The following is a 25,907-nucleotide window of genomic DNA, read 5'->3' as shown; positions in this document are numbered from 1 at the left end:
GTCGCCGACGGTCAACCGCCGTTAACTGGCAAAAACCGCCTGCCAGAGCTGGTCGACCGCTGTGGCATGCTTTTCGATGCTGTCGCGCTCGACGCGTGCCTTGGGCGTGGCGGTAAGGCGGCGGGCATGCTGCAGGCGGCGGTATTCGCGATAGGCATTGCCGGCTGCGGCGGCGAGCGCGGCCGGAATCAGGCCGAGCTCGGCGGCGATCCGCAGTAGCGCGATGTTGCCGAGATTGCCGGTCAGCTCGTTGTGCTGGCTGGCGTAGCCAAGGACCAGGTATTGCACGATGAACTCGACATCGACGATGCCGCCGCGGTCGTGCTTGAGGTCGAACTCGGTGTCGCTGTTCGAGGCGTGCGCGTCGAGCATCTTGTCGCGCATGGCGATGACTTCTTCGCGCAGTTTGGCGAGGTCGCGCGGCTGGCAGAGGATTTCGTTGCGGATCGCCTCGAAGCGAGCGCCGACCGCCGGATCACCGGCCACAAAGCGGGCGCGGGTCAGCGCCTGATGTTCCCAGACCCAGGCGTGCTTCAACTGGTAATCGCGGAAGGAATCGACCGATACCGCGAGCAGGCCGGAGTCGCCGTTCGGGCGCAGGCGCAGGTCGGTTTCGAACAGGATGCCGGCCGAGGTCTGGCTCGACAGCCAGGTGTTCAGGCGCTGGCCGAGGCGGGTGTAGTTTTCTTCGGCTTCCTGGGCGTCATCTTCGAACAGGTACACGAGATCGAGGTCGGAAGCGTAGCCGAGTTCCTTGCCGCCCATTTTGCCGTAGCCGATGACGGCGAATTTCGGCGTCGCGCAATGCCGGTTCCTGACCTTGCTCCAGCACAGCGGCAGGGTTTCCTGGACGATGGCGTCGGCCAGTTCGGTGAGGTGGTCGGAGAGGTGTTCGATGGTCTGCAGGCCGGCCAGGTCCTGCGCCAGCAAGCGGAAAATCTGCGCGTGGTGCATTTCGCGCAGGATGTCCATTTCGCGCTCGGTGTCATCGACATTGTCGGCCAGGCTGCGCTGCAGGTTGTCGCGGAAGGCGGCCCAGTCGGTGGCGATGTCGTAGAGGCGCGGGTCGAGCAGCTCGTCGAGGAGCAGCGGATGGCGGTTCAGGTAATCGGCCGCCCAGGACGAGGCACAGATCATGTCGGCGACGCGGCGCAAGGCCATCGGATACTGCTGCAGCAGCGCCAGATAGGAGCCGCGCCGGGCAATGTTTTCGAGAAAGCTGAGGCCGCGGGTCAGCGTCGTGTCGGGGGCGGCGGTGGCGCCCGCCGCTTCGATCAGGCGCGGGCCGACCGCATCGAGCCGCGAACGGTTGCTCGCCGGCAGTTGCTGGTAGCGGCCGGAGGTGCGCAGTTCGCCAAGGCGGGCGATGGCTTCGCGCGGCTGGCGGAAGCCAAGATTGCCGAAGGCTTCGATCGCCGTTTCTTCATCGATTTGCCCCATCCACAGGCCGGTCAGCGGATGTTCGCCGGCTTCCGGGTCGGAGAAGATCTCTTCGAAATGCCGGCTGACCTTGTCGCGATGCGCGTTGAGGACGAGCAGCATCGCCTCCCAGTCGGCAAAGTTCATGCTGCGGGCGATGCTGGTACGGCCTTCCGGCGTTTCCGGCAGCATGTGCGTCTGCTTGTCCTCGACGTATTGCAGGCGGTGTTCGAGGCGACGCAGGAAAATATAGGCTTCGCGCAGTTCCTGCTCGCTTTCGGCCGGCAGCAGCTTGCGTTCGACGAGCAGCTTGAGGACCGACAGCGTTGGCCGGATCTGCAGCGCCGGATCACGGCCGCCGCGGATGAGCTGGAAGACCTGGGCCATGAACTCGATTTCGCGGATGCCGCCGGGGCCGAGCTTGACGTGGTCGGCCATGTCCTTGCGTGCGACTTCGCGGCGAATCTGCGCGTGCAGGTCGCGCATCGCGTTGATCGCGCCGAAGTCGAGATACTTGCGGAAGACGAAGGGCCGGGCGATTTTCTGCATCGCCGCCACCCAGGCCGGCTGCAGGTTGTCACCGGAATTCATGGTGCGGCCCTTGATCCAGGCGTAGCGCTCCCACTCGCGGCCCTGCGTGATGAAGTAGTTCTCCAGCGAGTCGAGCGAGCAGACCAGCGGCCCGGAGTCGCCGTTCGGGCGCAGGCGCATGTCGACGCGGAAGACCTGGCCATCGGCGGTGATGTCGCCGAGCGCCTGTATCACCCGCTTGCCGAGACGGTTGAAGAAGTCGTAATTCTCGATGCTCTTCGGGCCGGCGGTGTCGCCGTCTTCCGGGTAGATGAAGATGTAATCGACGTCGGAGGAGACATTCAGTTCGCGCCCGCCCAGCTTGCCCATGCCGATGACCAGCATGCGCAGCGGCTGGCCGGCCTTGTCGAGCGGCTCGCCGTAGGTGGCGACAAACTGTCGGTGGTAGTGGTCGAGGGCGAAATTGGTCGTGATGTCGGCGAGCATGGTCATGCTTTCGACGATCTCGGACAGCGGCGCGAGGCCGCACAGGTCGCGCAGCGCAAGGTGGGTCATGACGCGCTGGCGCAGGCGGCGCAAGCTGCTCTTGACTGCGTCGTCGTCGGCAAAAGGCCCGCGCAGCGGCGCCAGCAGCATGTCTTCGCTGAGCGGCTGCTGCCAGGTGGCGAGCAGTTCCGGGATCAGTTCGGGGCGGGCCCGCAACTGATTGGCGAAATAGCGGCTGTGCTCGAAGGCCGGCTGCCAGAGGGGGAGAATGGTGTGGTCCATGATTACTCGATCGGCGCGTATGCCGAAAAGGATAGAATGTGCTTTTTGGTTGATCTTCGATTGTAGTGATCTATTTCCCTCTCTGGCAAAAAAGCCTGCGCTCTCCGTTGATTCCTGTCGCTTCCGGTCAGCACCGGTACAACGGTTTGCCGCGTGAATAGCCCGCTGACCCGGCAGGAAGTCCGGGGCGCCGTCTATCATCGTCTGCACTGGTTATGGCCCTGGCTGGCCCGGCCGGCCGTGGCGCGCAGCTTGCGCATCGCGGGCTGGAGCCTGTTCGTGCTGTGGCTGTTGTTCGTCGCGCTCGTCCTGGCGCTGCGTTATGTCGTGCTGCCCAAAGTCGCCGATTATCAGGTGCAGATCGAGCAGGCAGCGACGCGCGCCGTCGGTCAACCGGTCAAAATCGGCAAAATCGAGGCGCGCTGGCGGGGACTCAATCCGGATCTGGTGCTCGATGATGTCACGGTGTCCGATCGTCTCGGCCAGCCGGCCTTTTCGCTGACGCGCGTCGAGAGTGTGCTTTCCTGGCAGAGCCTGTGGCGTCTGCAGCCGACCTTGTCCCTGCTTTCCTTCGAGGGGCCGGTGCTGCATGTGCGGCGCGAAAGCAACGGCAAGATTACCGTCGCCGGCATGGCGACCGAGGGCGACAACGATCCGGCCTTTGCCGAATGGGTGCTGCAGCAGAAACATATCCGTGTCCGCGATGCGACCATCGTCTGGGACGACCGCCTGCGTCAGGCGCCGCCGCTCATCCTCGAAGACTTGCAGTTCGGGCTGGATAACAGCGGCCGGCGGCATCGCTTCGGCCTTTCGGCGGCGCCGCCGGCCGAATTGGCGGCACGCATCGACATTCGCGGCGAAGTGCGCGGCGAGATCGGCGAAGTGCTGGCCGATCTTTCCGGCAAGCTGTTCGTCGAACTCGACTATGCCGACCTTGCCGGCTGGCGCAGTTGGGTCGATTACCCGGTGCACTTGCCGCGCGGCCGTGGTGCGCTGCGCGTCTGGGGCGATTTCGCCGATGGCGGCGGCAAGCTGACCACCGATTTTGCCCTCGAGGAAGTCCGCATCCGGCTCGGTCGCAAGTTGCCGGAACTCAATCTGGCGAGCATGCGAGGTCGTCTCGAAGGCCGCTACAAGGGCGAGGCCTGGGCGGTGAGCGGGCAGAAGCTCGAATTGCTGACCCAGGAAGGCATGCGCGTAGCGCCGACCGATTTTCAGGTCGAATGGCAGCAAGCCCCGCAAACATTGGCGGTCAGCGGCAGTGCCCGCGCCAGTTTTCTCGATCTTGCCGTGCTTGGCAGTCTGGCCGCCTACATGCCGCTCGATGCGCAGAGTCGCGAGTTGTTGCAAAAGCACCAGCCGCAGGGGCGGATCACCGAATTGCGGACGAGTTGGGCGCTGGAAGGCGATGAGCTGAAGCGCTACGCCCTGAAGGCCGGCTTCAGCCAGCTCGGGCTGGTCGCCAGCGGTTACGTTCCTGGTGCCAGCGGCCTGTCCGGGTTGATCGATGCGAACGAAAAGGGTGGCGAGATGGCGCTTGATTCGGGAACGTCCGGCGTGTCCCTGCCGGCCGTGTTTCCCGAACCGGATATCGCGCTCGACACGCTGAAGGCCAAGACCAGCTGGAAAATCAATGGCGCGGTTGCCGACATCAAGCTCGACAAGCTCGAATTTGCCGGTCCGGAAGCGGCGGGTTCGGCGCGAGGGACCTATCGCTACACGGGTGAAGGGCCTGGTGAAATCGACCTCCAGGCAACCGTCGACCGGGGCGATGGGCGAGCCGTCTGGCGGTTCATGCCGCATGCCGTCAATGCCGATGCGCGCGCCTGGCTGCGCCGCGGCATCGTCGGCGGTCGCGGTTACGACGGCAAGCTGGTGCTCAAGGGCAATCTCAAGGACTTCCCCTTCCGCGACGGCAAGGGCGGCCAGTTCCTGGTGACCGCCAAGGCGGCGGGCGCGAAGATCGATTACGCGGCGGGCTGGCCGGTGATCGAGAATATCGACGGCGAAATGAGTTTCGGCGTCGGGATGAAGGTCAATGCCAGCAAGGGCACGATACTCGGTGCCAGGTTATCCGGTGTCACGGTCGAGATTCCCGATTTCGAGTCGCACGAGGAAATGCTCTTCGTGCGTGGCGCCGCCCACGGGCCGACCAGCGAGTTCCTGCGTTTCATCGAGCAGAGTCCGGTCGCCGACAGCATCGATCGTTTTACCGACGGCATGAAGGCGAACGGTAACGGTCGACTCGATCTGGAACTCGATATTCCGCTGCGCCATGCCCTCGATACCCGCATGCGTGGCGACTATTTTTTCCAGAACAACCAGGTGCAGCCGCTCGCCGGTTTGCCGCCGCTGACCCAGGTCAATGGTCGTTTGCAGCTGACCGAAAAGAGCATCATCGCGCAGGATATCAATGGCCGCCTGTTCGGTGGTCCGGCCCGGGTGCAGGTCAGGAATGTCGGCGACAAGGTGGCCGTCCAGGCCAGCGGTACGGCCAATATCGGCGAAGTGAGCAAGCACTTCGGCTTTCCGCTGATCAATCACCTGAGCGGCAGTTCCGGCTGGAAGGCCGATATCGCCATCCGCAAGCGCAACGCCGATGTCGTCATCGACTCCGACCTGCTCGGCGTCAGTTCGCCGCTGCCCGAGCCGCTCAACAAGAACGCCACCATGGCGCTGCCGCTGCGCATCGAGCGCACCGCGCCGGATGCGACGCGCGAGCAGTACAAGATCACCTTGGGCAAGGTGGCGCAGGGCTTGATCGTGCGCCGCGGCGACAACTGGGAGCGCGGCGTCTTCGCGCTCGGCGATGCCGAACCGCGCTTGCCCGACAAGGGCCTGGCGGTGCGTGTCGCCGTGCCGCAGATCGATGCCGATGCCTGGAAGAACTTCCTGCCCGATGGCGGCACACCCGATGGCGCGGCCAGCGGTGGACTCGCCCTGAACACGGTTTTCCTGAAAACGCCGCGCCTGCACCTGATGGGGCGCGACTACAGCCAGGTTGAAACGACCCTGCGGCCGCGCGACGGCGGCTGGCAGATCGGCCTCAACACGCGCGAGGCGGTCGGCGATATTTTCTGGAAGAGTGCCGGCGAGGGCTGGGTCGAAGGCAATTTCAAGCGCCTGATCGTGCGCCCGGCGGCGGAAAGCAGCGAGAGCGGCAGTGCCCTGCTCAACTCACTGCCTGGCATGAGCCTCTCGGTCGACGATTTCCATGTCGGCGACAAGGTGCTCGGCAAGCTCGATCTCAAGGCGCGCAACGACAAGGGCGCCTGGAACCTCGATCTGCTCAGCCTGCAGAACCCGGACGGCGGCCTCAAGGGCAAGGGCGTCTGGTTCAATAGCGGCAAGCAGCAGACGCGCCTCGATTTCGAGCTGAATGCCAAGGACCTCGGCAAACTGCTCGATCGCCTCGGCTATGCCGACACGGTGCGGCGCGGTACGGCCAAATTGACCGGCGACCTGCAATGGAACGGGCCGCTGACCGGCATCCACTATCCGTCGCTGACCGGTCAACTCACCGTGCAGGCCGAAAAAGGCCAGTTCAACAAGCTCGAACCGGGCGTCGGCAAGCTGCTCGGCCTGATCTCGCTGCAATCCTTGCCGCGCCGGTTGACCCTGGATTTTCGTGATATTTTCAGTGATGGCCTGGCTTTCGACAGCATCAACTCGGTGTTGTCGGTGAAAAAAGGCATCATGCGCACCACCGAACCGTTGCGCATCAAGGGGCCGGCCGCGCACATCGAAATGCAGGGCGAAACCGACCTGAAGAACGAGACGCAGGACCTGCAGGTCGTCGTCCGGCCGGAAATCGGCAATGCCGCGGCGGTCGGCGTGGCGTTGGTCAATCCGGTGGTCGGTGCGGCGACCCTGCTTGCCAATACCGTGCTGCCGAATCCGCTGAATCCGCTCAACCGCCTGTTCAGCTACCGCTATCATGTCACCGGCAGCTGGAGCGACCCCAAGGTCGACAAGGCCGGCGAATCCGCGCCCAGCAAGCCGAAGCCGGAAGAAGAAAAAACCCCGATGGAGAATGACGCCCGATGAAGCAGAACTGCCGTATTGCCGCCCTGCAGATGATTTCCGGGCCGCGCGTCGGCGATAACCTGGAAACCGCCGGCCGGCTGATTGCCGAAGCGGTCGATCAGGGGGCCCAGATGGTCGCCCTGCCCGAGTATTTTCCGATCATCGGTGCGGCCGACGCCGACCGTGTGCGCGCCCGCGAAACCTACGGCAACGGGCCCATCCAGGACTGGCTGGCGGCGACCGCGGCACGTCACGATGTGTGGATTTTTGCTGGTTCCATCCCGTTGACCGCGACGCAGCCGCACCAGATGCGCAACAGTTCGCTGGTCTTCAACGATGGCGGCGACTGCGTCGCGCGCTACGACAAGATTCACCTGTTCGGCTTCAAGAAGGGCGACGAGTCCTACAACGAGGCCGCCTTCATCGAGCCGGGCAACACGCCGGTCGCCGTCGATACGCCGTTCGGCCGCGTCGCGCTGTCGATCTGCTACGACCTGCGCTTCCCCGAACTCTACCGTTCGCTCGGCCCGGTTGACCTGATCCTGATGCCGGCCGCCTTCACCGACACCACCGGCCGCGCCCACTGGGAAATCCTGCTGCGCGCGCGTGCCATCGAGAACCAATGCTACCTGCTCGCGGTCGGACAGGGCGGGCGCCATGAAAACGGTCGCGTCACGCACGGCAACAGCATGATCGTCGATCCCTGGGGCGAAATTCTCGACCGCAAGATGAAAGGGCCGGGCGTCGTCATCGCCGATCTCGACCACGCCCGTATCGCCGAAATCCGCGAGAGCCTGCCGGCGCTCGCCCACCGCATACTCTGACGGAGTTTCAATGAACCAGAACAGCGCCCTGGCCCAGGCCGAATCGCTTCTCCTCACCCCGTTCTCGCTGAGCGAGAGCGACCTGTCGCGCACCTTCGGCCAGATCCTGACGCACCAGGTCGATTACGCCGACCTCTACTTCCAGTATTCGCGTTCCGAGGCCTGGAGCCTCGATGAGGGCATCGTCAAGTCGGGCAGCTTCAACATCGATCAGGGTGTCGGCGTGCGCGCCATTTCCGGCGAGAAGACCTCGTTTGCCTACTCCGACGACATCAGCTCGCGCGCTTTGGGCGATGCGGCCAGTGCCGTGCGCGCCATTGCCGCCGCCGGCCAGAACGGCATTTTGCCCGCTTTGCAGGCGTCGACCGCCAGCCGTGCGCTGTATGTGCCGCACGATCCGATTGCCTCCTTGCCGGCCGAAGCCAAGGTCAAGCTGCTCGAACGTCTGGAAGGTTTTGCCAAGGCGATCGATCCGCGCGTCGTGCAGGTCATGGCCTCGCTTGCCGGCGAATACGAAGTGATCCTGGTCGCCGGTTCTGACGGTCGTCTGGCCGCCGATATCCGGCCGCTGGTGCGCTGCTCGATCTCGGTCATCGTCGAGGAAAACGGCAAGCGCGAACAGGGCGGCTCGGGCGGCGGAGGACGCTTCGATTTTGCCTATTTCTCCGACGACATCCTGCGCCGCTACGCCAGCGAAGCCGTGCATCAAGCGGTCACCAACCTGCATGCCGACGCTGCACCGGCTGGCCAGATGACCGTCGTGCTCGGTTCCGGCTGGCCCGGCATCCTGCTGCATGAAGCGGTCGGCCACGGTCTGGAGGGCGACTTCAACCGCAAGGGTAGCTCGGCGTTTTCCGGCCGGGTCGGCCAGCGCGTCGCCGCCAAGGGCGTCACTGTCATCGATGACGGCACGATTGCCGACCGGCGCGGTTCGTTGAACATCGACGATGAAGGCAATACGACGCAGCGCAACGTGCTGATCGAGGACGGCATCCTCAAGGGCTACATGCAGGACAGCCTGAACGCACGCCTGATGGGCGTCGCCCCGACCGGCAACGGCCGGCGCGAATCCTTCGCCCACCTGCCCATCCCGCGCATGACCAACACCATGATGCTGGCCGGCGAGCACGACCCGGCGGAAATCATCAAGTCGGTCAAGAAGGGCATCTACGCCGCCAATTTCGGCGGCGGCCAGGTCGATATCACGAGCGGCAAGTTCGTCTTCTCGATGAGCGAGGCTTACCTGATCGAGGACGGCAAGGTGACGCGTCCGATCAAGGGGGCGACGCTGATCGGCAACGGACCGGACGCAATGACGCGCATTTCGATGATCGGCAACGACCTCAAACTCGACCCCGGCGTCGGCACCTGCGGCAAGGATGGGCAGAGCGTACCGGTCGGCGTCGGCCAGCCGACATTACGGATAGATGGACTGACCGTGGGTGGAACGGCATAATTACCACCTTCTCAGGGGAGGACAATGTAATGCGGGCGTTGATTCTGGCAGCAGGCTTGTTGGTGGCGTGTGGTGGTGCAATGGCGCAGCAGGGCGTCCAGGAAAAGCTGAAGGCCATCCAGTCCGATCCGGTGGCCTTGCGCGCAGCGGTCGACGCCGGCAAGAAGGTCACTTTCTTCTGTGCCAATTGTCATGGTGAAGACGGTATCAGCAAGTTGCCGGAAGTGCCCAATCTGGCCGGCCAGAACCCGGCCTATCTGCTTGAGCAGATTCGCAAGTTCGGAACCGGCGAGCGCAAGGACCCGTTCATGCAGGGCCTGATCAAGGTGCTCAAGGATGACGAGCGCCTGCAGGCCGCCTCCTACTATGCCAGCATGCCGGTGCCGCCGTCGCGTGCCGATGCTTCACAGGTGAGCAAAGGCAAGGAATTGTTCGGCAAGCTGTGCGTGCGCTGTCATGGTGAGCAGGGTCGCGGCAATGAAACGATTGCCCGCCTGGCCGGACAGAAGCAGCCCTACCTGCAGACGACGATCACCCGCTATCGCGACAAGACCGGGGTGCGCAACAACCAGTTGATGGCCATCGCCACGGCCGGCCTCAAGAACGAGGAAATCGTCGCGATCAGCAACTACCTGACCCAGTTGCCCTAAAACAGGCTGAGTTGCCGCTCCCCGTCGTTTTTCGGCGGGGTGAAGCGGCTGGCGTCGAGTTGCGGCCAGTCGCGTGCCAGGCCAAGCCGGCGGCAGGTCAGTTCGAAACGCTGGCGGATCAGTTCGGCAAAATGCCCGAGGCCGGTCATCCGGCTGCCAAATTGGGCATCGTTGGCGCGTCCACCGCGCAAATCATAAAGTACCGACATGATGCGTGCCGCTTTCTGCGGCGCATGCCATTCCAGCCAGTCGCGAAAGAGGCCGGCCACTTCGTGCGGCAGGCGCAGCAGTGTGTAGCTGGCGCTGCTTGCCCCATGCTCGCGGGCGGCACCGAGCAGTTTTTCCAGTTCGTGATCATTGAGGCCGGGAATCAGCGGCGAGGCAAAGATCGAGACCGGTACGCCGGCCGCGGCCAGTTTCTCGATAGCCGCCAGGCGGGCGTGCGGCGCACTGGCGCGCGGTTCGAGTTGGCGGGCGAGCGGGCCGTCGAGCGTGGTCAGCGAAATGCCGACATGGGCGAGATGGTGGCGGGCCAGTTCGGCCCACAGGTCGAGATCACGCAAAATCAGTGACGACTTGCTGACCACGGCGACCGGATGCCGCGCCTCAAGCAGCACTTCGAGCAGGCTGCGACTCAGCCTGGTCTGGCGCTCGAAAGGCTGGTAGGCGTCGGTCGCTGCGCCGAGGACCAGCGTCGAGCAGACGTAGCCGGGGCGGGCCAGTTCGGCGCGCAGCAGCGCGGCGGCGTTGGGCTTCTGGAAAATCTGCGTCTCGAAATCGAGGCCGGGCGACAGGCCGAGATACGCATGCGTCGGCCGGGCATAGCAGTAAATGCAGCCGTGTTCGCAACCGCGGTAGGGGTTCAGCGACTGGGTGAACTCGAGGTCGGGCGAGTCGTTGCGGCTGATGATCGACTTCGCGGCATCGTCGAGCAGACGGGTTTGCGGCAGCGCCGGCGTGTCGCGTTCCCAGCCGTCATCCTCGGCCTGGCGCTGGTCGCTGCTGAAGCGGTGGGCGACATTGCCGACGGCGCCGCGACCCTTGACGGGGCGGTCCGGCAACTCGAGCGAGGGGTGAAGGTCGGAATCTTCCATGCGCATCCGGTAGAATGCTCGTTTTTCAGGCATTTTCAAATGGGGCCGGGCATGACGCAGCACAGCACGCAAGCAAGCAAACCGAATACCGACGACCTGCGGATCAGGGAAATCAAGGAACTGGTGCCGCCGGCGCATGTCTTCCGCGAATATCCGGTATCGAACCGCGCCGCGCAAACTACCTACGTTGCCCGTCAGGCCATCCACCGCATCCTGCACGGTGCCGACGACCGCCTGCTGGTCGTGATCGGACCATGTTCCATCCACGACTACGATGCCGCGATGGAGTACGCGAAGAAGCTGGTCAAGGAAGCCGACAAATACAAGGACGACCTCGTCGTGCTGATGCGCGTCTATTTCGAAAAGCCGCGCACGACGGTGGGCTGGAAGGGGCTGATCAACGATCCGCGGCTCGACAACACCTTCCGCATCAACGAAGGCATCCGCCTGGCCCGCAAGATCCTGCTCGAAATCAACGAGCTGGACCTGCCCTGCGCGACCGAGTTCCTCGACACCATCACGCCGCAATACACCGCCGACCTGATCGCCTGGGGCGCCATTGGCGCGCGTACCACCGAGTCGCAGGTGCACCGCGAGCTGGCATCCGGCCTGTCCTGCCCGGTCGGTTTCAAGAACGGCACCGACGGCAACATGCGCATTGCGGTCGACGCCATTCGTTCGGCCAATTCGCCGCACCATTTCCTGTCGGTGACCAAGTCCGGTCATACCGCCATCGTGTCGACGATGGGCAACGAGGATTGCCACGTCATCCTGCGCGGCGGCAAGGAACCCAATTACGACGCGGCCAGCGTCGATGCTGCGTGCACCGAGATCGCCAAGTCCGGCCTCGCGGCGCGGCTGATGGTCGACTTCTCGCACGGCAACAGCCGCAAGCAGTACAAGCTGCAGATGGAAGTCAGCGACAGCGTCGCCGCCCAGCTGACCGCCGGCGAGGAGCGCATCGTCGGCGTCATGGTCGAGTCCCACCTCGTCGAAGGCCGCCAGGACATCGTGCCGGAAAAGCCGCTGACCTACGGCCAGAGCGTCACCGATGCCTGCATCAACTGGGACGACAGTCTCAAGGTGCTCGACCAGCTGGCCGCTGCCGTGCGCGCCCGGCGCGTTGCCGAGGCGGCCGAGTAATTGTTTCGCTGGCCGGCATTGCCGGCCATTTTTTTGACTGGCCGAAAGGACCCGCGATGAATTTCAAAAGCCTGAGTCTTGCATTTCTGGTCGCGCTGATGCTCAGCGCCTGCGCCCTGACCCGTTCGGATACCAATCCCTGGCTCGATGCGCGGGCCGGTCAGTCCGGCGAAAACATCGCCGGTAAATGGACGACGGCCGGTGGCGTCGGGGCCAACTGGGGTGAAGCCAATTTCATCCAGGATGGTTCGCGTTTCTACGGCACGCTCGGTTCCTACTACGTCGATGGCTCGATCAATGGCGAGCATCTCTTTCTGGCGCTGAGTTCGGGCAAGAAGGTCTATTACACGGCGCGCCTGAACCGCGCGCCGGACGGCAGTTACGCCGGCAAGGTGGTGCAGGGAGCGATCGTCGACAACTCGAATCGTGCCGATGACGGCTTCACGCTGATGAGCATGCGCCGGCTCGGCAACTGAGCCCAGGAGTCAGCGGCCGGCGCTGAACGGTTCAGCGTCGATGGCTTGTTCGCCCCTGGCTCAGCCAGAGGGTGATTACCTGAATCAGCCGGTTCGGATCGGTCGGTTTCGAGATGAAGTCATCCATGCCGGCGGCGAGGCAGCGCGATCTGTCCTCCTCGAAGGCATTGGCCGTCATCGCAATGATCGGCACCTCCCGACCCAGGGGCAGCCGGCGGATGCAGCGGGTTGCTTCCAGGCCATCCATGTTCGGCATCTGCATGTCCATCAGGATCAGCGCGTATTCCTGCTTTTCCAGACGGTCGACCGCCTGGAGTCCGTCTTCTGCCGTATCGACGACAAGACCGGCATCCTCCAGCATCATGCTCGCCACTTCGCGGTTGATCGGTTCGTCCTCGACGAGAAGGATGCGGTGTTGCGAGAGATCCGGCGTGGAGCGGCATGCAGCGCTAGCCGTCGCGGCCGGCTGATGGACGGTGTCTTCCTGTTTGCGCAGGCGGGCGGTGAACCAGAAGGTGCTGCCTTGGCCGGGTGTGCTGCTGGCACCGGCGGTGCCGCCCATCAGGCCGGCCAGGCGGCGGGTGATCGCAAGACCCAGGCCGGTACCGCCATATTTGCGGGTGGTCGTGTTGTCGACTTGTTCGAAGGCGGAAAACAGCCGCGGTAGTGCGTCGGCCGCGATGCCGATGCCGGTATCCTCGACCGTGAAGCGAAGCAGCATGCTGTGCGCGTCTTCCTCGATGATGCCGGCTTGCAGGGTGACGCTGCCCGTCTCGGTGAATTTGATCGCATTGGCCGCGTAATTGAGCAGAGCCTGCTGCAATGCCGTCTGGTCGCCAAGCAGTCCGCCGGGTAGTTCGCCGGGCCGGGCAATGAACTGGAGATGCTTGGCCTGGGCGCGTTCCTGCAACATCGACAGGACATTGGCGAAGACGCTTTCGATCCGGACCGGGCTCTCGCTCAGGGTGACCTTGCCGGCTTCGATCTTCGACAGTTCAAGGATCGCGTTGATGATGCTGAGCAGATGCTCGCCGGCTGCCTCGAGTTTGTCCATCCTGGCGACTTGTTCCGGATTGAGGCCGCTGCGGCGAATCAGGTAGGCCATGCCGGTAATCGCATTGAGCGGCGTCCGGATTTCATGGCTCATGTTGGCGAGAAAGGCGCTTTTGGCGATGTTGGCGGTTTCGGCGGCCTCCTTGGCGGTCGACAGTTCCGTCGTGCGTTTTTCCACCAGTTGTTCGAGGTGCTTGCGGTATTCGGCCAGTTCTTCCTCGGCCCGCTTGCTGTCGGTAATGTTGCGGGTGATCGAGAGCAGGCAGGCGACACCGTTCAATTCCATGCGCGAGGCGGAGAACAGGCCCCAGAAGGTGCTGCCTTCCTTGCGCCGGAAGAGCGCCTCGAAATTGAGTACCTGATCGCCGCTGCTGAATTGCCGGCTGAAACGCTGACGATCCTCCGGGTGAGCCCAGATATTGAGTTCCAGCGAGCTGCGCCCGATCAGTTCGCTGGCCTGATAGCCGGACATGTCGACAAAGGCGCGATTGACGTCGAGGTAGCAGCCTTCCTTCAGCGTCGTGATGGCGATGGCGTCGAGCGTGGTCTGGAAGGCCGTGCGGTAGCGCAACTCGCTGTCGGTGAGTGCCTGGCGTGAGCGGACGATGTCGGTGATGTCGCGGAAATACCAGACGCGTCCGAGATACTCGCCAGCGGCGCTGCGCAGGGGGCTGGAGTGACGCTTCAGGCTGCGCCCGTCGACCAGGCTGATCTCGCAGTTGTCTTCGAGTGCGGGATTGGCATACAGCTCGCGCACCCGTTGCAGGAAGAGTTCCGGTTGCGCAACCCGTTTCAGTGCCTGCTCAAGGAAGGGATCGTCGGAGACGTTGGCCGGGGCGTCGAGCGGATAGTCCGGCTGGGCCATCCGCCAGACTTCGAAAAAACGCTTGTTGACCGACACGATATGACCATCGTGATCGACGACGAGAATCCCGTCCGGGCTTTCGTCGAGAATGGCCTTGTGCAAAGAGGCGCGAAACTCCTTGCTGCGATTTTGCTGCGAACCCATGTGCCGTTACTCCCTGGCCGGCGTTGGCTTGTCTGCCTGAATTGTACGCGCTTCCCCGACCCATGAACGCCGGGGAAGCGCCAGCAGGCTGCCTCAGTCGGCGAAGTTGGGGGCGCGTTTCTCGCGTTGCGCGGCGATGCACTCACCGAGGTCGCCGGAGAGCAACAGGGCGGCATTCCAGGTCGCGACGTAATTGAGGCCGTCGGCGATGCTGTGCTCGCGGCTGTAATTCATGACCTCCTTGAGGCCGCGCGTCGCGAGTGGCGACTTGGCGGCGATGCTCGCGGCGATGTCGCGCACGCCAGCGGTCAACGCTTCAGAAGAGGCAAAAACGCGATTGACCAGGCCGATTTTGCCCGCTTCGGCAGCGTCGACCGTGCGGCCGGTGTACGCCAGTTCGCGCGCGATGCCGTCACCGACCAGACGCGGCAGGCGTTGCAGCGTGCCGACGTCGGCGACCATGCCGAGGTCGATTTCCTTGATCGAGAACACGGCATCCTCGGCGGCATAGCGCATGTCGCAGCAGGTAACGAGATCGAGCGCGCCGCCGACGCAGGCGCCCTGGATCGCAGCCAGCACCGGTTTGCGGCAGCGCTCGATGGCGGAGAGGCAGTCCTGCAGGTCGAGGATCAGGCGGCGCAGGGCTTCGCGACTGCGCGCGCCGTCCGGATGGGCGATGCGTTGCTGGATGCTGCCCAGCATGGCGAGGTCGATGCCGGCGCAAAAATTGCGCCCGGCGCCGGCGAGGATGGCGACACGCGCTTCCGGGGTACTGTCGACCCAGTCGAAGGCCTGGCGGATTTCCTGCCACATCGCATCGTGCATGGCGTTCGACTTGTCCGGCCGGTTGAGGCGGATCTCGGCGATGCCGTCGGCGAGGTGCAGGGTGAGGCTGGTGAATGCGGGGTGTTGCATGCGGCTGTCTCCTTGTTTGTTATGCCGGAGACTTTAACCCGAAGGCAGGATGCCGCGAAGCCCTGTCTATTCGCTGAAGCTGACCAGGTCGATGTCGGCGGCCGCCTGGCGCAGCGGCAGCAGTGCCTGGTAGGCCGGCGAGTCGTACCAGCGGTCGACGCTCGCCAGATCGGGAAAACGGATCACCACCGTGTCGGCATGCGCATGCGTGCCGGCGAGCAGCCGGCCGCGCTGGCCGCGAAAGACCAGCTCGGCGCCGAAGGGCGCCAGCGTGGCCGGTACCCGGGTGCGGTATTGCGCCCATTGCTCGGCATCCCTGACCGTGATGTGGCCGATGACCAGCGCGCTCATGCGGCGTTCTTGCCTTTTTGCCAGAGCACGTCGCCACGCCCGCCGGCGCGGTTGAGGACGCGGCCGAGGATGAAAAGCAGGTCGGAGAGGCGGTTGATGTAGCGGCGGGCCGGCTCGGAGAGCGGCTCGGCGGCGTGCAGGCGGACCATCGAGCGTTCGGCGCGGCGGCAGACGGTACGGCTCAGGTGGGCCAGTGCGGCGGCGCGCGTGCCGCCGGGCAGGATGAATTCCTTGAGCATGGGCAGGCCGGTGTTGAATTCGTCGGCCAGTTCTTCGAGACGGGCGACCTGGGCATCCTTGATGATGTTCATGCCGGGCAGGCAGAGTTCGCCGCCGAGATCGAACAGGTCGTGCTGGACGTCGAGCAGTGCGGCGCGCACGGCGGCCGGCAGTTCTTCGCAGAGCAGCACGCCGAGGCCGGAGTTCAGTTCGTCGATTTCGCCGATGCTGTCGATGCGCAGGCTGTCCTTGGTCGTCCGGCTGCCATCGCCGAGCCCGGTGGTGCCGGCGTCGCCGGTGCGGGTGACGATCTTCGACAGGCGGTTGCCCTTGCGTTCGCTGTCCGTATTGTTCTGGTTGTCGCTCACGGTCTCTCTCCTTGGTTGTCGGCGGATTATACTTTTGGCTCAGCCACAGACTGTCATCGTCATGCCAAAGTTCGCCGCCAACCTGAGTTTTTTATTTACCGACCGGCCTTTCCCCGAACGTTTTGCCCTGGCCGCAGCGGCCGGCTTCGGCGGGGTCGAGTATCTCTTTCCCTACGAGCATTCGCCGCACGACATCGCCGAGTGGTTGCAGGCGAGCGATCTGGAGCAGGTGCTGTTCAACCTGGCGCCCGGCGACTGGGCGGCCGGCGAGCGCGGTCTGGCCTGTCTGCCGCACCGTCAGGGCGAGTTCGCCGAGAGCGTCGAGCAGGCGCTGGAGTACGCCGTCGTGCTCGATTGCGAGCGCGTGCATTGCATGGCGGGACTGTCCCCCGCCGGCGTGGCCGAGGTTGAACTCGAAGAAACCTACATCGCCAACCTGCGCTACGCCGCCGACTGGCTGGCGACGGTCGGCGTCACGGTGACGATCGAGCCGATCAACAGCCGCATCGACATGCCCGGCTACTGGCTCGATGACGTAGCCAAGGGTTTTCGCCTGCTGGCGGCGGTCGACCGCCCGAACGTCAAATTGCAGTACGACATCTATCACGCCCAGATCATCGCCGGCGATCTGGCGCGCACGCTGGAAGCCAACATCGGGCAGATCGGCCATATCCAGATTGCCGACAATCCCGGCCGGCATGAGCCGGGGACCGGCGAGATCAACTATCCCTATTTGTTCGCCTTGCTTGACCGCCTCGGTTACGCCGGCTGGGTTGGCTGCGAATACAAGCCGCTGACGACGACCGAAGCCGGTCTTGGCTGGCTGAAGAAGTAGGCGCTCACACTACGCGGTTGCGGCCGCGTCGTTTGGCGGCGTAAAGCTTGCCGTCGCATTCGGCGATCAGGTCGCGGACCAGGCCGGCGTCGACGACAGTGTAGGAGGCCGGCGCGATTTCGGTGACGCCGAAACTGGCGCTGAGCGGAATCGCCGGTTCGCCGGGCAGCGGGTTGTCGTGGATGCGCTGGCGCAGTTTTTCGGCGAGCAGGTGGGCCTGGGCGTTACCGGTCGACGGTGCGACGAGCAGGAATTCCTCGCCGCCGTAGCGGAAGACGAGATCGGACTGGCGCAGCGTGTCGCGCACGATGCCGGCGATATGCTCGAGCGCCCGGTCGCCGGTGTTGTGGCCGTACTTGTCGTTGAGTTTTTTGAAGTGATCGAGGTCGAACATGATGACGCTGAAGGCCGACTCGGTCGCCTTGGCGATTTCCATCTGGTTGACCAGCACGCGGTCGAGAAAGCGGCGGTTCAGGAAGCCGGTCAGCGGATCCTTGTTGTACACGCTCATGATGACGATGCTGTTGAGCAGCGAAATTTCGTTGCCGAGTTCCAGCGAGTAGGTTTCGGCCTTTTTCAGCAGCGCGTAGATCGGGCTGCTCGCGCGCCGGTGGCTCATGATTTCGCTGACTTCGCAGACGACATGATGCAGCGACTCGTGCAGTTTCCGGATCTGCCCGATATGACTCTTGTCGCGGATCAGCTTGCTGCCTTCCCCATTCAGCCAGGTGCCGAACTGGCAGCGGGAGTGGTCGAGTTCCGGCATCCGTTCCGGATCGCGCAGGCGCGCCGCCTCGACCAACTGGGCGATCCATTCGAGATGGCTTTCGAAGTAGGAGAGGATGTTCTTGTCGCTGAGTGCCTGGATGTGACTCAGGCGCAGGTGATTGCGCGTGCCCAGGCGATTGAGGAAGACGCGCAGGTAGATGCCGGCGAACTCCTCTTCCATGTCCTCGAACAACGCGATCAGTTGCCGGGCCTGCTCGATGTCTTCGCGGCTTAAAACGAGTTTGATGATCAGGTTGCGCAGGACGCCGAACTGGTGCGCGAAGAGCATGAAGGGCGTGCCTTCGCCGGCCAGTTGCTCGAGCATCGCATGGCACTGGTTTTCACCTTCGCTGGCGAGAGCCTTGGCCAGGCAATTCTTGATGTGCGGCCAGGCGACATTGACGCTTTCGACAACGACGGCCTCGTCGGGCGGCGCGCTCGCCAGTTGCGCGTCGAGCTCCTGCAGTAGCGAGCCGAGCAGGGCGCGGATGTCGGGGGCGGTCCAGAGGTTCATTCGTCATCTTTCCTGTGATCCGCATTGCGGGTGCCATGCCGGGGAGGTTGGCGCAGATCGACTAAGTCCGTGATTGGCTTGTGTTTTTATGCCGCCAATAAAGCGCGCGATTATAGAGGGAAGGCGCCCGGGAAGTGGGTAAAAATATGTTGTTTCAGGCTAGCAAGACACCCGCCTATGTCATTGGCAAATCGCTGCTTTGGATTGTGCTGTATGACGTTCGGGAATCTGCGTGTCGCCCCTCTTTTTGCTTTCGCCCCCGGTTTAGAATGTACGGATGGGGACCGTCGAAAATACTTTCCAGACCGATCGCAAGGCGCTCGCCGAGCGTCTCAAAGGCATCCTGCCGGCGCATTGCCTGCTGGTTGATGACGAGGATTTGCGCCCCTACGAGTGCGATGGCCTGACCGCCTACCGCGAATTGCCGCTCGCCGTTTGCCTGCCGGAAACCGAGGCGCAGGTGGTCGATATCCTGTGGACCTGTCACCAGCTCGGCGTGCCGGTCGTGGCGCGCGGTGCTGGCACCGGTCTGTCGGGCGGGGCGATGCCGCATGCCCAGGGCGTCGTGTTGTCGATGGCGCGTTTTAACAAGATTTTGCGTGTCGACCGTGCGGCGCGTCTGGCGGTCGTCCAGCCCGGTGTGCGTAATCTGGCGGTGTCGGAAGCGGCGGCGCCGTTCGGCCTGTATTACGCGCCCGATCCTTCGTCGCAGATCGCTTGCACGCTGGGCGGCAACGTCGCCGAAAATTCGGGTGGCGTGCATTGCCTGAAATACGGCCTGACCGTGCACAACATCCTGCGTATCCGGGTGGTCAGCATCGAGGGCGAGATTTTCGAAATCGGCTCCGAAGCCCCCGATGCGCCCGGTTACGACCTGCTCGCCCTGCTCATCGGTTCGGAGGGCATGCTTGGCGTGGTCACCGAAGTGACCGTCAAGCTGGTGCCCAAGCCGGCGCTGGCGCAGGTCGTGATGGCGTCCTTCGACCAGGTCGGCAAGGCCGGTGAAGCGGTGGCGGCGATCATCGCCGCCGGCATCATTCCGGCCGGACTGGAGATGATGGACCAGCCGGCGACGGCGGCTGTCGAACCCTACGTCAAGGCGGGCTACGACCTTGACGCGGCAGCCATCCTGCTCTGCGAGTCGGACGGCACGCCGGAAGAGGTGGCCGAGGAGATTTCGCGCGTTACGGCGGTGTTGACCGCGGCCGGCGCGCGCGACATCCGCGTCTCGCAATCGGAAGCCGAGCGCCTGCGTTTCTGGGCCGGGCGCAAGGCGGCGTTTCCGGCGGTCGGGCGGATCACGCCGGATTATTACTGCATGGATGGCACGATTCCGAGGAAGCGCCTGGCCGAGATGCTGGCCGCGATTGCCGCCATGGAAAAGAAATACGGCCTGCGCTGTGCCAACGTCTTTCATGCCGGCGACGGCAACCTGCATCCGCTGATCATGTACGACGCGGCCCAGCCGGGTGAGTGGACGCGGGCCGAGGCCTTCGGCGCCGAAATCCTCGAGCTGTCGGTGCGTCTGGGCGGCTCGATCACCGGCGAGCACGGGGTCGGCATCGAAAAGATCAACCAGATGTGCGTGCAGTACAAGACGCGCGAACTGGAAGTCTTTCATCGCATCAAGGCTGCCTTCGACGAGCGCGGCCTGCTCAATCCCGGCAAGGCTGTGCCCAGCCTGCATCGCTGTGCCGAATACGGGCAGATGCATGTGCATCATGGCGAACTGAAATTTCCCGAACTGGAGCGTTTCTGATGCGCCTCAGCGATCTGGTGGCGGTGATAGTCGAGGCCGCGGCGAACAAGGAGCCCTTGCGCATCCGGGCCGGCGGCAGCAAGGATTTCTACGGCGGCATGCTGGCCGGCAAATTGTTCGATGTTTCAGCGCATCGCGGCATTGTTGCCTACGAGCCGACCGAGCTTTACGTGACGGCGCGCTGCGGCACGCCGCTGGTCGAAATCGAGGCGGCACTGGCCGAGCGCGGCCAGATGCTGGCTTTCGAGCCGCCGCATTTCGGGCGGGCGACGCTGGGCGGTTGCGTCGCGGCCGGGCTGGCCGGACCACGCCGGCAGCAGGCCGGCGGCGTGCGCGATTTCGTGCTCGGCGTGAAGCTGGTCGATGGCTGCGGCTTGGTGCACGATTTTGGCGGTCAAGTCATGAAGAATGTCGCCGGTTACGATGTCTCGCGCTTGCTCGCCGGCAGTCTCGGCACTCTCGGCGTGCTTGCCGAGGTGACGCTGAAAGTCCTGCCGCAGCCGCGCGCCGAGCAGACGCTACGCTTCGACATGGACGAAGGCGCCGCGCTGGCCGTGCTCAACGAATGGGGCGGGCAGCCCCTGCCGATCTCGGCCTCATTCTGGTCAACCGGGCAGCTCTGGTTACGCCTGTCCGGCGCACAGGCCGCAGTGGCCAGCGCGGTGGCGCGTCTGGCGGACCAGTTTGGCGGCCAGACGGTCGACGGCGAAAAACACTGGATTTCCGTGCGCGAACAGACGCATTCGGCCTTTGCCGGTGCCAGCCTGTGGCGTCTGGCGCTGCCGACGACAAGCCCGGCGCTCGGCCTCGAAGGCCTGAGCGCGATCGAGTGGGGTGGCGGCCTGCGCTGGTATGCCGGCGACGCCGTCCCGGCTGCCGTGTTGCGCGAGCGGGCAGGGCAGGCCGGCGGGCACGCCGTGCTCTACCGCGCGCCGGAGTCGCAGCGCTGCCTGGAAGACGCCTTTGCGCCCCTGGCGCCGCCCTTGCTGGCGCTGCACCGGCGTCTGAAGAAGAGCTTCGACCCGCAGGGTATTCTCAACCCCGGTCGGCTGTATGCGGAGTTCTGATGGATAGCCGCGTCACTGATACCCTGCGTCAGACCCGAGCCGGCCAGATCGCCGAGGACATCCTGCGCAAGTGCGTGCACTGCGGTTTCTGCACGGCGACCTGTCCGACCTACCAGTTGCTGGGCGACGAGCTGGACGGGCCGCGCGGGCGAATCTACCTGATCAAGCAATTGCTCGAAGGCAAGGAAGTGACGGCCAGGACGCAACTGCACCTGGATCGCTGCCTGACCTGCAGGTCGTGCGAAACGACCTGCCCCTCCGGCGTGCAATACGCGCATCTGCTCGATATCGGGCGCGAGGTACTGGCGGCACAGTTGCCACGGCCGCGCGCCGAGGCGCTGAAGCGCCGCCTGCTGCGCGAGGGCCTGACCCGGCCGCGCCTGTTCGGCACGGCGATTCGCCTCGGCCGCATGTTGCGTCCCTTGCTGCCCTCCGGCCTGGCCGACAAGCTGCCACGCCCGGCGCCCGGTGACAGTCGTGGCAAGCCGGCCGGCGGCCGGCACGCGCGCCGCATGCTGTTGCTCGCCGGTTGCGTGCAGCCGGCGCTGGCGCCCAATATCAATGCGGCGACGATGCGCGTCTTCGACCGGCTCGGTATCGCGTTGTTCGAGGAGGACAAGGCCGGCTGTTGTGGCGGCGTACGCTTTCATCTCGACGATCAGGACGGGGCGAAGGCCGACATGCGGCGCAATATCGATGCCTGGTGGCCGCATGTCGAGGCCGGCGTCGAGGCGATTGTCGTCACCGCGTCCGGTTGCGGCGTGCAGGTGCGCGATTACGGTCACGTGCTGGCCGACGATACGGTCTACGCCGAAAAAGCGGCCAAAATCAGCGCGCTGTGCCGTGATCCATCGGAGATCCTGTGCGCCGAGCGGTCCGCCCTGTTATCGCTTTTGCCAGAAGATCAACCGGCGCGCGAACGGCTGGCTTTTCATGCCCCCTGCACCTTGCAGCATGGCTTGCAGATTCGTGGCGTGATCGAGGATCTGCTGCAGGCGGCTGGTTTCGCGCTGACGCCGGTGGCCGACGCGCATTTGTGTTGCGGTTCGGCAGGAACTTATTCGCTCCTGCAACCGGAATTGTCGGTACAGTTGCGTAACCGGAAACTGGCCGCGCTCGATGCCGGGGGGCCGGCGCTGATTGCCACGGCCAATATCGGCTGCTTGACGCACTTGCAGGCGGGCAGCATGCTGCCCGTCCGGCACTGGATAGAATTGATGGATGAGGTGATGGTTTGAGCGGAACATCGGTAAATGAGGCGGTCAAGACGCTGGGCGAAGAAGATGCCAAAAAGATCAAGCGCCTGCTTGAACGGGGTGTCAAGATTCCGCCGCAGCCGCGGGTCATGCAGGAGCTTTTCAAGCTGCTGCAGCAAAAGGAATTCGACATCCGCGTGCTGTCGCGGGTGATCAACCAGGATCCCGGCATCACGGCCATGCTCTTCAAGGTGGTTGGCAGTGCGGCTTACAAACAGCATCAGCCCTTTGAAACGGTCGAGCAGATCCTGCACGCCGTCGGCGTGCGCCAGACGGCCAACCTGGTGCAGGCCGTGGCGCTGGCCGGCATGGGCGACATCAAGAAGAACACGCGCGTGTACGAAGCCTTCTGGGCGCGTTCGCAGGCGGTGGCGCAGATTGCCATGCTGATTGCCGACGACCGCATCGCCGTCTGCAACATCTTCCCCGATCAGGCCTACCTCGCCGGGATTTTTCACGATTGCGGCGTACTTCTGCTGCTGCAGCGCTTTACCGCCTATTGCGCCGAAATGCATCTCGGCGAGCCGGGGCGCTGGGTCGATCTGGCCGACGAGGATCGCAAGTTCAGTGCCGATCATTGCGTGGTCGGCTACATCGTCGCTCGCCACTGGCATCTGCCTGACTTCATCTGCGATGCCATTCGCTATCACCATGACATGAGCGAACTGGGCATGCACGCCTCGCGCACGATGGTGGCGATCCTGCAGCTGGCGATCGAAATTTATTATCGCGAGCAGCGCATCCACAATGCCGAATGGGATCGGGTCAAGGAGGAGGTGCTGCCTGAGCTCGGGCTTGGCGAGGACTCGCTGCCCGAGTTTGTCGACGTCATCATCGAGCGTTTCCATATGGCGCAACACTGATGCGGCGCGGGTGATGCATGGTTTGCGTTAATTTTGTGTAAAGCTTTGTATATCCCTTTCATGATAACCTTCTCCGGATAAAGGAGAGGGTAATGCCGTTAGCAATTGATGCGTGCGCAGCGCAGCACCAGGGGGATCGCAAGGAGCAGCAGGATCGTCTTGCCATCCTGCCGCATGCCAAGAAAAAAGGTGTCGCACTGGTCGTCGTTGCCGACGGCATGGGTGGCCATACAGGGGGGGCCCTGGCCGCCGAACAGGTGTTGCACACGGCGAAAACCACTCTGGAACATTTCGCACCGGCGGAAGAAAGTCCGCGTGTCCTGCTCGAAAACAGCATGCGTGAAGCGCATACGATGATCAAGGCGTCGCGCTTCATGAATGAAAAGGATCCGCACAGCACCGCCGTCATGCTGTTGCTGCAGCCGGGCAAGGTGACCTGGGCGCATTGCGGTGACAGCCGCTTGTACCGTTTTCATGACGGGAAACTGGTTCGCCGTACGGTCGACCACTCCTATGTCGAACATTTGGTCGCCAATGGCCGGATCACCGCCGAGCAGGCGCTGACGCACCCCAATCGCAATGTCCTGCTGACCTCGCTGGGCGGGCAGGAAGAACCCAAGTTTGACTTTGCCGAAGCCGAAGACATCGCCGGCGGCGACGCTTTCGTGCTTTGCTCTGACGGCCTCTGGGCCTACTTCGATGATGCCGAACTGGGTCGCGTCGTGGCGGAAAACTCGGCGCGAAATGCCTGCGAAAAGCTGATCGATCATGCCCGTTCGCGGGCTGCCGGCAGTGGTGACAACATCTCGCTGGCGATCATCAAGCTGGTGGACGTGCCGGCTGAAAAGCCGAAGGCGCCGGTCGGGTTCGTGCCGCGTCTGCCGACTTGATTTCAGTCCGGACGATGTAAAAACGGCGCCCAGGGCGCCGTTTTCATTTACTGCTTGCGACCCAGGCCGCCGAGCAGGGCGGCGACCACCCGCTTGGGTTTGTGCGGGTCGATCTTGGCCGGTGCCTGCGGCGAATCCGGCACGTCGCTGCGCGGACTGCTGTCTTCGTAGGGCTTGCTGAAGTCGAAGCCGTCGGCAGCGATCATCGGATTGCGGCGTGCCGGGCGACGTTCGTGGCGGTCGCCGCGATCATTGCGATCACCTCGGTCGTTACGCTCGCCACGTTCCGGGCGCTGGGCAACTGGCGCCTTGGTCGGGGCGGCGGCGGGGGCGCTGCGTTTTCTCTTGTTGCCCGGCGGGTATTCGTATTCGGCTTCCGGCTCGAAACCGACGACTTCAACCTGCTCGATCGGGCGCTTGATCAGCTTTTCGATATCGACCAGATAGCCGACTTCGTGCGCACTGACCAGTGAAATGGCGTTGCCGAGCTTGCCGGCACGGCCGGTGCGGCCGATACGGTGTACGTAGTCTTCCGGCGTGTGCGGCAGTTCGTAGTTGATCACGTAGGGCAGGTCGTCGACGTCGAGGCCACGCGCGGCCACGTCGGTGGCGATCAGGGCGTGCGTCTCGCCGGCCTTGAAGGCGTCGAGCGCCTTGATGCGTTCGAGCTGGCTCTTGTCACCGTGGATGGCGTCGGCCTGGATGCCGGCGCGCTGCAGTTCGCGGGTCAGGCGCGAGCAGCCCTGCTTGGTGCGCATGAAGACCAGGCACTGGCGGATTTCGCTGGATTTGAGCAGCTTGATCAGCAGGCCGCGCTTGCCGTATTCGGAAACCGGATGCACGCGGTGTGTGATGTTCTCCGAGACCTGGTTGCGGCGGGCGACTTCGATCAGCACCGGTGAACGCAGCATGGTGTCGGCCAGGCGCTTGATTTCCTCGGAGAAGGTCGCCGAGAACAGCAGGCTCTGGCGTTGCGCCGGCAGCATGTTGAGGATGCGCGTCACGTCGGGCACGAAGCCCATGTCGAGCATGCGGTCGGCTTCGTCGAGGACCAGGGCCTGCACCGAGTTGAAGCTGACGCTCTTGTTTTCGACGTGATCGAGCAGTCGACCGGGGGTGGCGACGAGAATCTCGACGCCTTTTTTCAGTTCGGCGATCTGCGGCCGGATATCGACGCCGCCGAAGGCGCACATCGAGCGCAGGTGGGTGTGCTTGCTGTAGGCCTTGACCGATTCATAGACCTGCAGGGCGAGTTCGCGGGTCGGCGCGAGAATCAGGGCGCGTACCGGATGCTTGGCCGGCGATGGGCTGCTGCTCGCGAAAGGCAGGATGCGCTGCAGGATGGGCAGCGTGAAGGCGGCCGTCTTGCCGGTGCCGGTCTGGGCGCCGCCCATGATGTCCTGGCCGCGGATCACGAGTGGAATGGCCTGAGCCTGGATCGGCGTCGGCTTGGTATAGCCCTCTTCGAGCACTGCACGCAGCAGTTCCGGGGCCAGGCCGAGATCGGCAAAGGTAATTTCGGGAGTGGCTTCTGCGGGCAGTTCCGCCGCCGGGGTGCTGGCTGCGTCGCCAGCTAACGTATTGATTTCAGACATGGGTCGGGATTATACGCCTAGCGGCGGACAGTCAAGCAGCTGACGTGCAATCCGTCAG

At 64.0% G+C, this 25,907-nt stretch carries 20 protein-coding genes; 12 read left to right on the top strand and 8 right to left on the bottom strand.

Features of this window, described 5'->3' with window-relative positions; genetic code table 11:
- Positions 1 to 21 precede the first annotated feature (21 nt).
- Positions 22 to 2,718 carry a bifunctional [glutamate--ammonia ligase]-adenylyl-L-tyrosine phosphorylase/[glutamate--ammonia-ligase] adenylyltransferase gene (gene glnE, locus KIG99_RS06145; RefSeq protein WP_226459346.1) on the bottom strand — a complete coding sequence of 899 codons (2,697 nt, stop codon included), beginning with the start codon at positions 2,716 to 2,718 and terminating at the stop codon, positions 22 to 24.
- A gap of 153 nt (positions 2,719 to 2,871) precedes the next feature.
- Between glnE and KIG99_RS06140 the strand changes: the two genes are divergently transcribed.
- From KIG99_RS06140 to KIG99_RS06125, 4 genes are read left to right on the top strand one after another with little or no spacing between them, the layout of a single operon-like run.
- On the top strand, positions 2,872 to 6,765 hold the full coding sequence (locus tag KIG99_RS06140; RefSeq protein ID WP_226459345.1) for a YhdP family protein: 3,894 nt from the start codon (positions 2,872 to 2,874) through the stop codon (positions 6,763 to 6,765).
- Complete coding sequence (locus KIG99_RS06135; protein WP_226459344.1) at positions 6,762 to 7,568, top strand: carbon-nitrogen hydrolase family protein; 807 nt, start codon at positions 6,762 to 6,764, stop codon at positions 7,566 to 7,568. The genes KIG99_RS06140 and KIG99_RS06135 overlap by 4 nt, the downstream gene beginning before the upstream one ends.
- Before the next feature lie 10 nt (positions 7,569 to 7,578).
- Entirely contained in the window at positions 7,579 to 9,024 is a 1,446-nt protein-coding gene (tldD, locus tag KIG99_RS06130) for a metalloprotease TldD (RefSeq protein ID WP_226459343.1), read from the top strand.
- Positions 9,025 to 9,053: 29 nt separating this feature from the next.
- Entirely contained in the window at positions 9,054 to 9,674 is a 621-nt protein-coding gene (locus KIG99_RS06125; RefSeq protein WP_226459342.1) for a c-type cytochrome, read from the top strand.
- Here KIG99_RS06125 and KIG99_RS06120 read toward each other — a convergent pair.
- Positions 9,671 to 10,768 carry a PA0069 family radical SAM protein gene (locus KIG99_RS06120; protein ID WP_226459341.1) on the bottom strand — a complete coding sequence of 366 codons (1,098 nt, stop codon included), beginning with the start codon at positions 10,766 to 10,768 and terminating at the stop codon, positions 9,671 to 9,673. The genes KIG99_RS06125 and KIG99_RS06120 overlap by 4 nt on opposite strands.
- 51 nt (positions 10,769 to 10,819) lie before the next feature.
- Here KIG99_RS06120 and aroG point away from each other — a divergent pair, with 51 nt between their 5' ends.
- Together aroG and KIG99_RS06110 are read left to right on the top strand one after the other, a co-directional pair.
- Positions 10,820 to 11,911: a 3-deoxy-7-phosphoheptulonate synthase AroG gene (aroG, locus tag KIG99_RS06115; protein WP_226459340.1), complete on the top strand. Its 1,092-nt coding sequence runs from the start codon at positions 10,820 to 10,822 to the stop codon at positions 11,909 to 11,911.
- Positions 11,912 to 11,967: 56 nt separating this feature from the next.
- Positions 11,968 to 12,387 (top strand): hypothetical protein, encoded by a 420-nt coding sequence (locus tag KIG99_RS06110; RefSeq protein WP_226459339.1) that lies wholly within the window; start codon positions 11,968 to 11,970, stop codon positions 12,385 to 12,387.
- Between the two features lie 31 nt (positions 12,388 to 12,418).
- Here the strand turns inward: KIG99_RS06110 and KIG99_RS06105 are convergent, their stop codons facing one another.
- From KIG99_RS06105 to KIG99_RS06090, 4 genes are all read right to left on the bottom strand, one after another.
- The gene (locus KIG99_RS06105) at positions 12,419 to 14,449 is read right to left on the bottom strand and encodes a PAS domain-containing hybrid sensor histidine kinase/response regulator (protein ID WP_226459338.1); all 2,031 of its coding nucleotides are present in this window, start codon (positions 14,447 to 14,449) and stop codon (positions 12,419 to 12,421) included.
- Between the two features lie 93 nt (positions 14,450 to 14,542).
- Positions 14,543 to 15,364: a crotonase/enoyl-CoA hydratase family protein gene (locus KIG99_RS06100; RefSeq protein ID WP_226459337.1), complete on the bottom strand. Its 822-nt coding sequence runs from the start codon at positions 15,362 to 15,364 to the stop codon at positions 14,543 to 14,545.
- Positions 15,365 to 15,430: 66 nt separating this feature from the next.
- Positions 15,431 to 15,715 (bottom strand): DUF1330 domain-containing protein, encoded by a 285-nt coding sequence (locus KIG99_RS06095; RefSeq protein WP_226459336.1) that lies wholly within the window; start codon positions 15,713 to 15,715, stop codon positions 15,431 to 15,433.
- Complete coding sequence (locus tag KIG99_RS06090) at positions 15,712 to 16,302, bottom strand: cob(I)yrinic acid a,c-diamide adenosyltransferase (protein ID WP_226459335.1); 591 nt, start codon at positions 16,300 to 16,302, stop codon at positions 15,712 to 15,714. Before KIG99_RS06090 ends, KIG99_RS06095 begins: the two co-directional genes overlap by 4 nt.
- Before the next feature lie 61 nt (positions 16,303 to 16,363).
- On the opposite strand from KIG99_RS06090, the gene otnI reads away from it, so the two are divergent.
- A complete protein-coding gene (otnI, locus tag KIG99_RS06085) occupies positions 16,364 to 17,137 on the top strand; it encodes a 2-oxo-tetronate isomerase (RefSeq protein WP_226459334.1) in 774 nt (257 codons plus the stop codon).
- Between the two features lie 4 nt (positions 17,138 to 17,141).
- Here the strand turns inward: otnI and KIG99_RS06080 are convergent, their stop codons facing one another.
- Entirely contained in the window at positions 17,142 to 18,419 is a 1,278-nt protein-coding gene (locus KIG99_RS06080) for a GGDEF domain-containing protein (protein WP_226459333.1), read from the bottom strand.
- Positions 18,420 to 18,696: 277 nt separating this feature from the next.
- On the opposite strand from KIG99_RS06080, the gene KIG99_RS06075 reads away from it, so the two are divergent.
- From KIG99_RS06075 to KIG99_RS06055, 5 genes are all read left to right on the top strand, one after another.
- The gene (locus tag KIG99_RS06075; protein WP_226459332.1) at positions 18,697 to 20,178 is read left to right on the top strand and encodes an FAD-linked oxidase C-terminal domain-containing protein; all 1,482 of its coding nucleotides are present in this window, start codon (positions 18,697 to 18,699) and stop codon (positions 20,176 to 20,178) included.
- A complete protein-coding gene (glcE, locus tag KIG99_RS06070) occupies positions 20,178 to 21,245 on the top strand; it encodes a glycolate oxidase subunit GlcE (RefSeq protein ID WP_226459331.1) in 1,068 nt (355 codons plus the stop codon). Before KIG99_RS06075 ends, glcE begins: the two co-directional genes overlap by 1 nt.
- On the top strand, positions 21,245 to 22,483 hold the full coding sequence (glcF, locus tag KIG99_RS06065) for a glycolate oxidase subunit GlcF (protein ID WP_226459330.1): 1,239 nt from the start codon (positions 21,245 to 21,247) through the stop codon (positions 22,481 to 22,483). The genes glcE and glcF overlap by 1 nt, the downstream gene beginning before the upstream one ends.
- Positions 22,480 to 23,364: an HDOD domain-containing protein gene (locus tag KIG99_RS06060; RefSeq protein WP_226459329.1), complete on the top strand. Its 885-nt coding sequence runs from the start codon at positions 22,480 to 22,482 to the stop codon at positions 23,362 to 23,364. The genes glcF and KIG99_RS06060 overlap by 4 nt, the downstream gene beginning before the upstream one ends.
- A gap of 92 nt (positions 23,365 to 23,456) precedes the next feature.
- Positions 23,457 to 24,254 carry a PP2C family protein-serine/threonine phosphatase gene (locus KIG99_RS06055; RefSeq protein WP_226459328.1) on the top strand — a complete coding sequence of 266 codons (798 nt, stop codon included), beginning with the start codon at positions 23,457 to 23,459 and terminating at the stop codon, positions 24,252 to 24,254.
- Positions 24,255 to 24,301: 47 nt separating this feature from the next.
- Here KIG99_RS06055 and KIG99_RS06050 read toward each other — a convergent pair whose 3' ends face one another.
- Positions 24,302 to 25,771, bottom strand: a complete 1,470-nt coding sequence (locus KIG99_RS06050) for a DEAD/DEAH box helicase (RefSeq protein WP_226461794.1) — start codon at positions 25,769 to 25,771, stop codon at positions 24,302 to 24,304.
- Positions 25,772 to 25,907 lie beyond the last annotated feature (136 nt).

It is taken from the genome of Quatrionicoccus australiensis (assembly GCF_020510425.1).
GTDB lineage: Bacteria > Pseudomonadota > Gammaproteobacteria > Burkholderiales > Rhodocyclaceae > Azonexus > Azonexus australiensis_A.
Note: the sequence above shows the minus strand (reverse complement) of the source record. Positions and strands in the feature narration are given on the sequence as shown.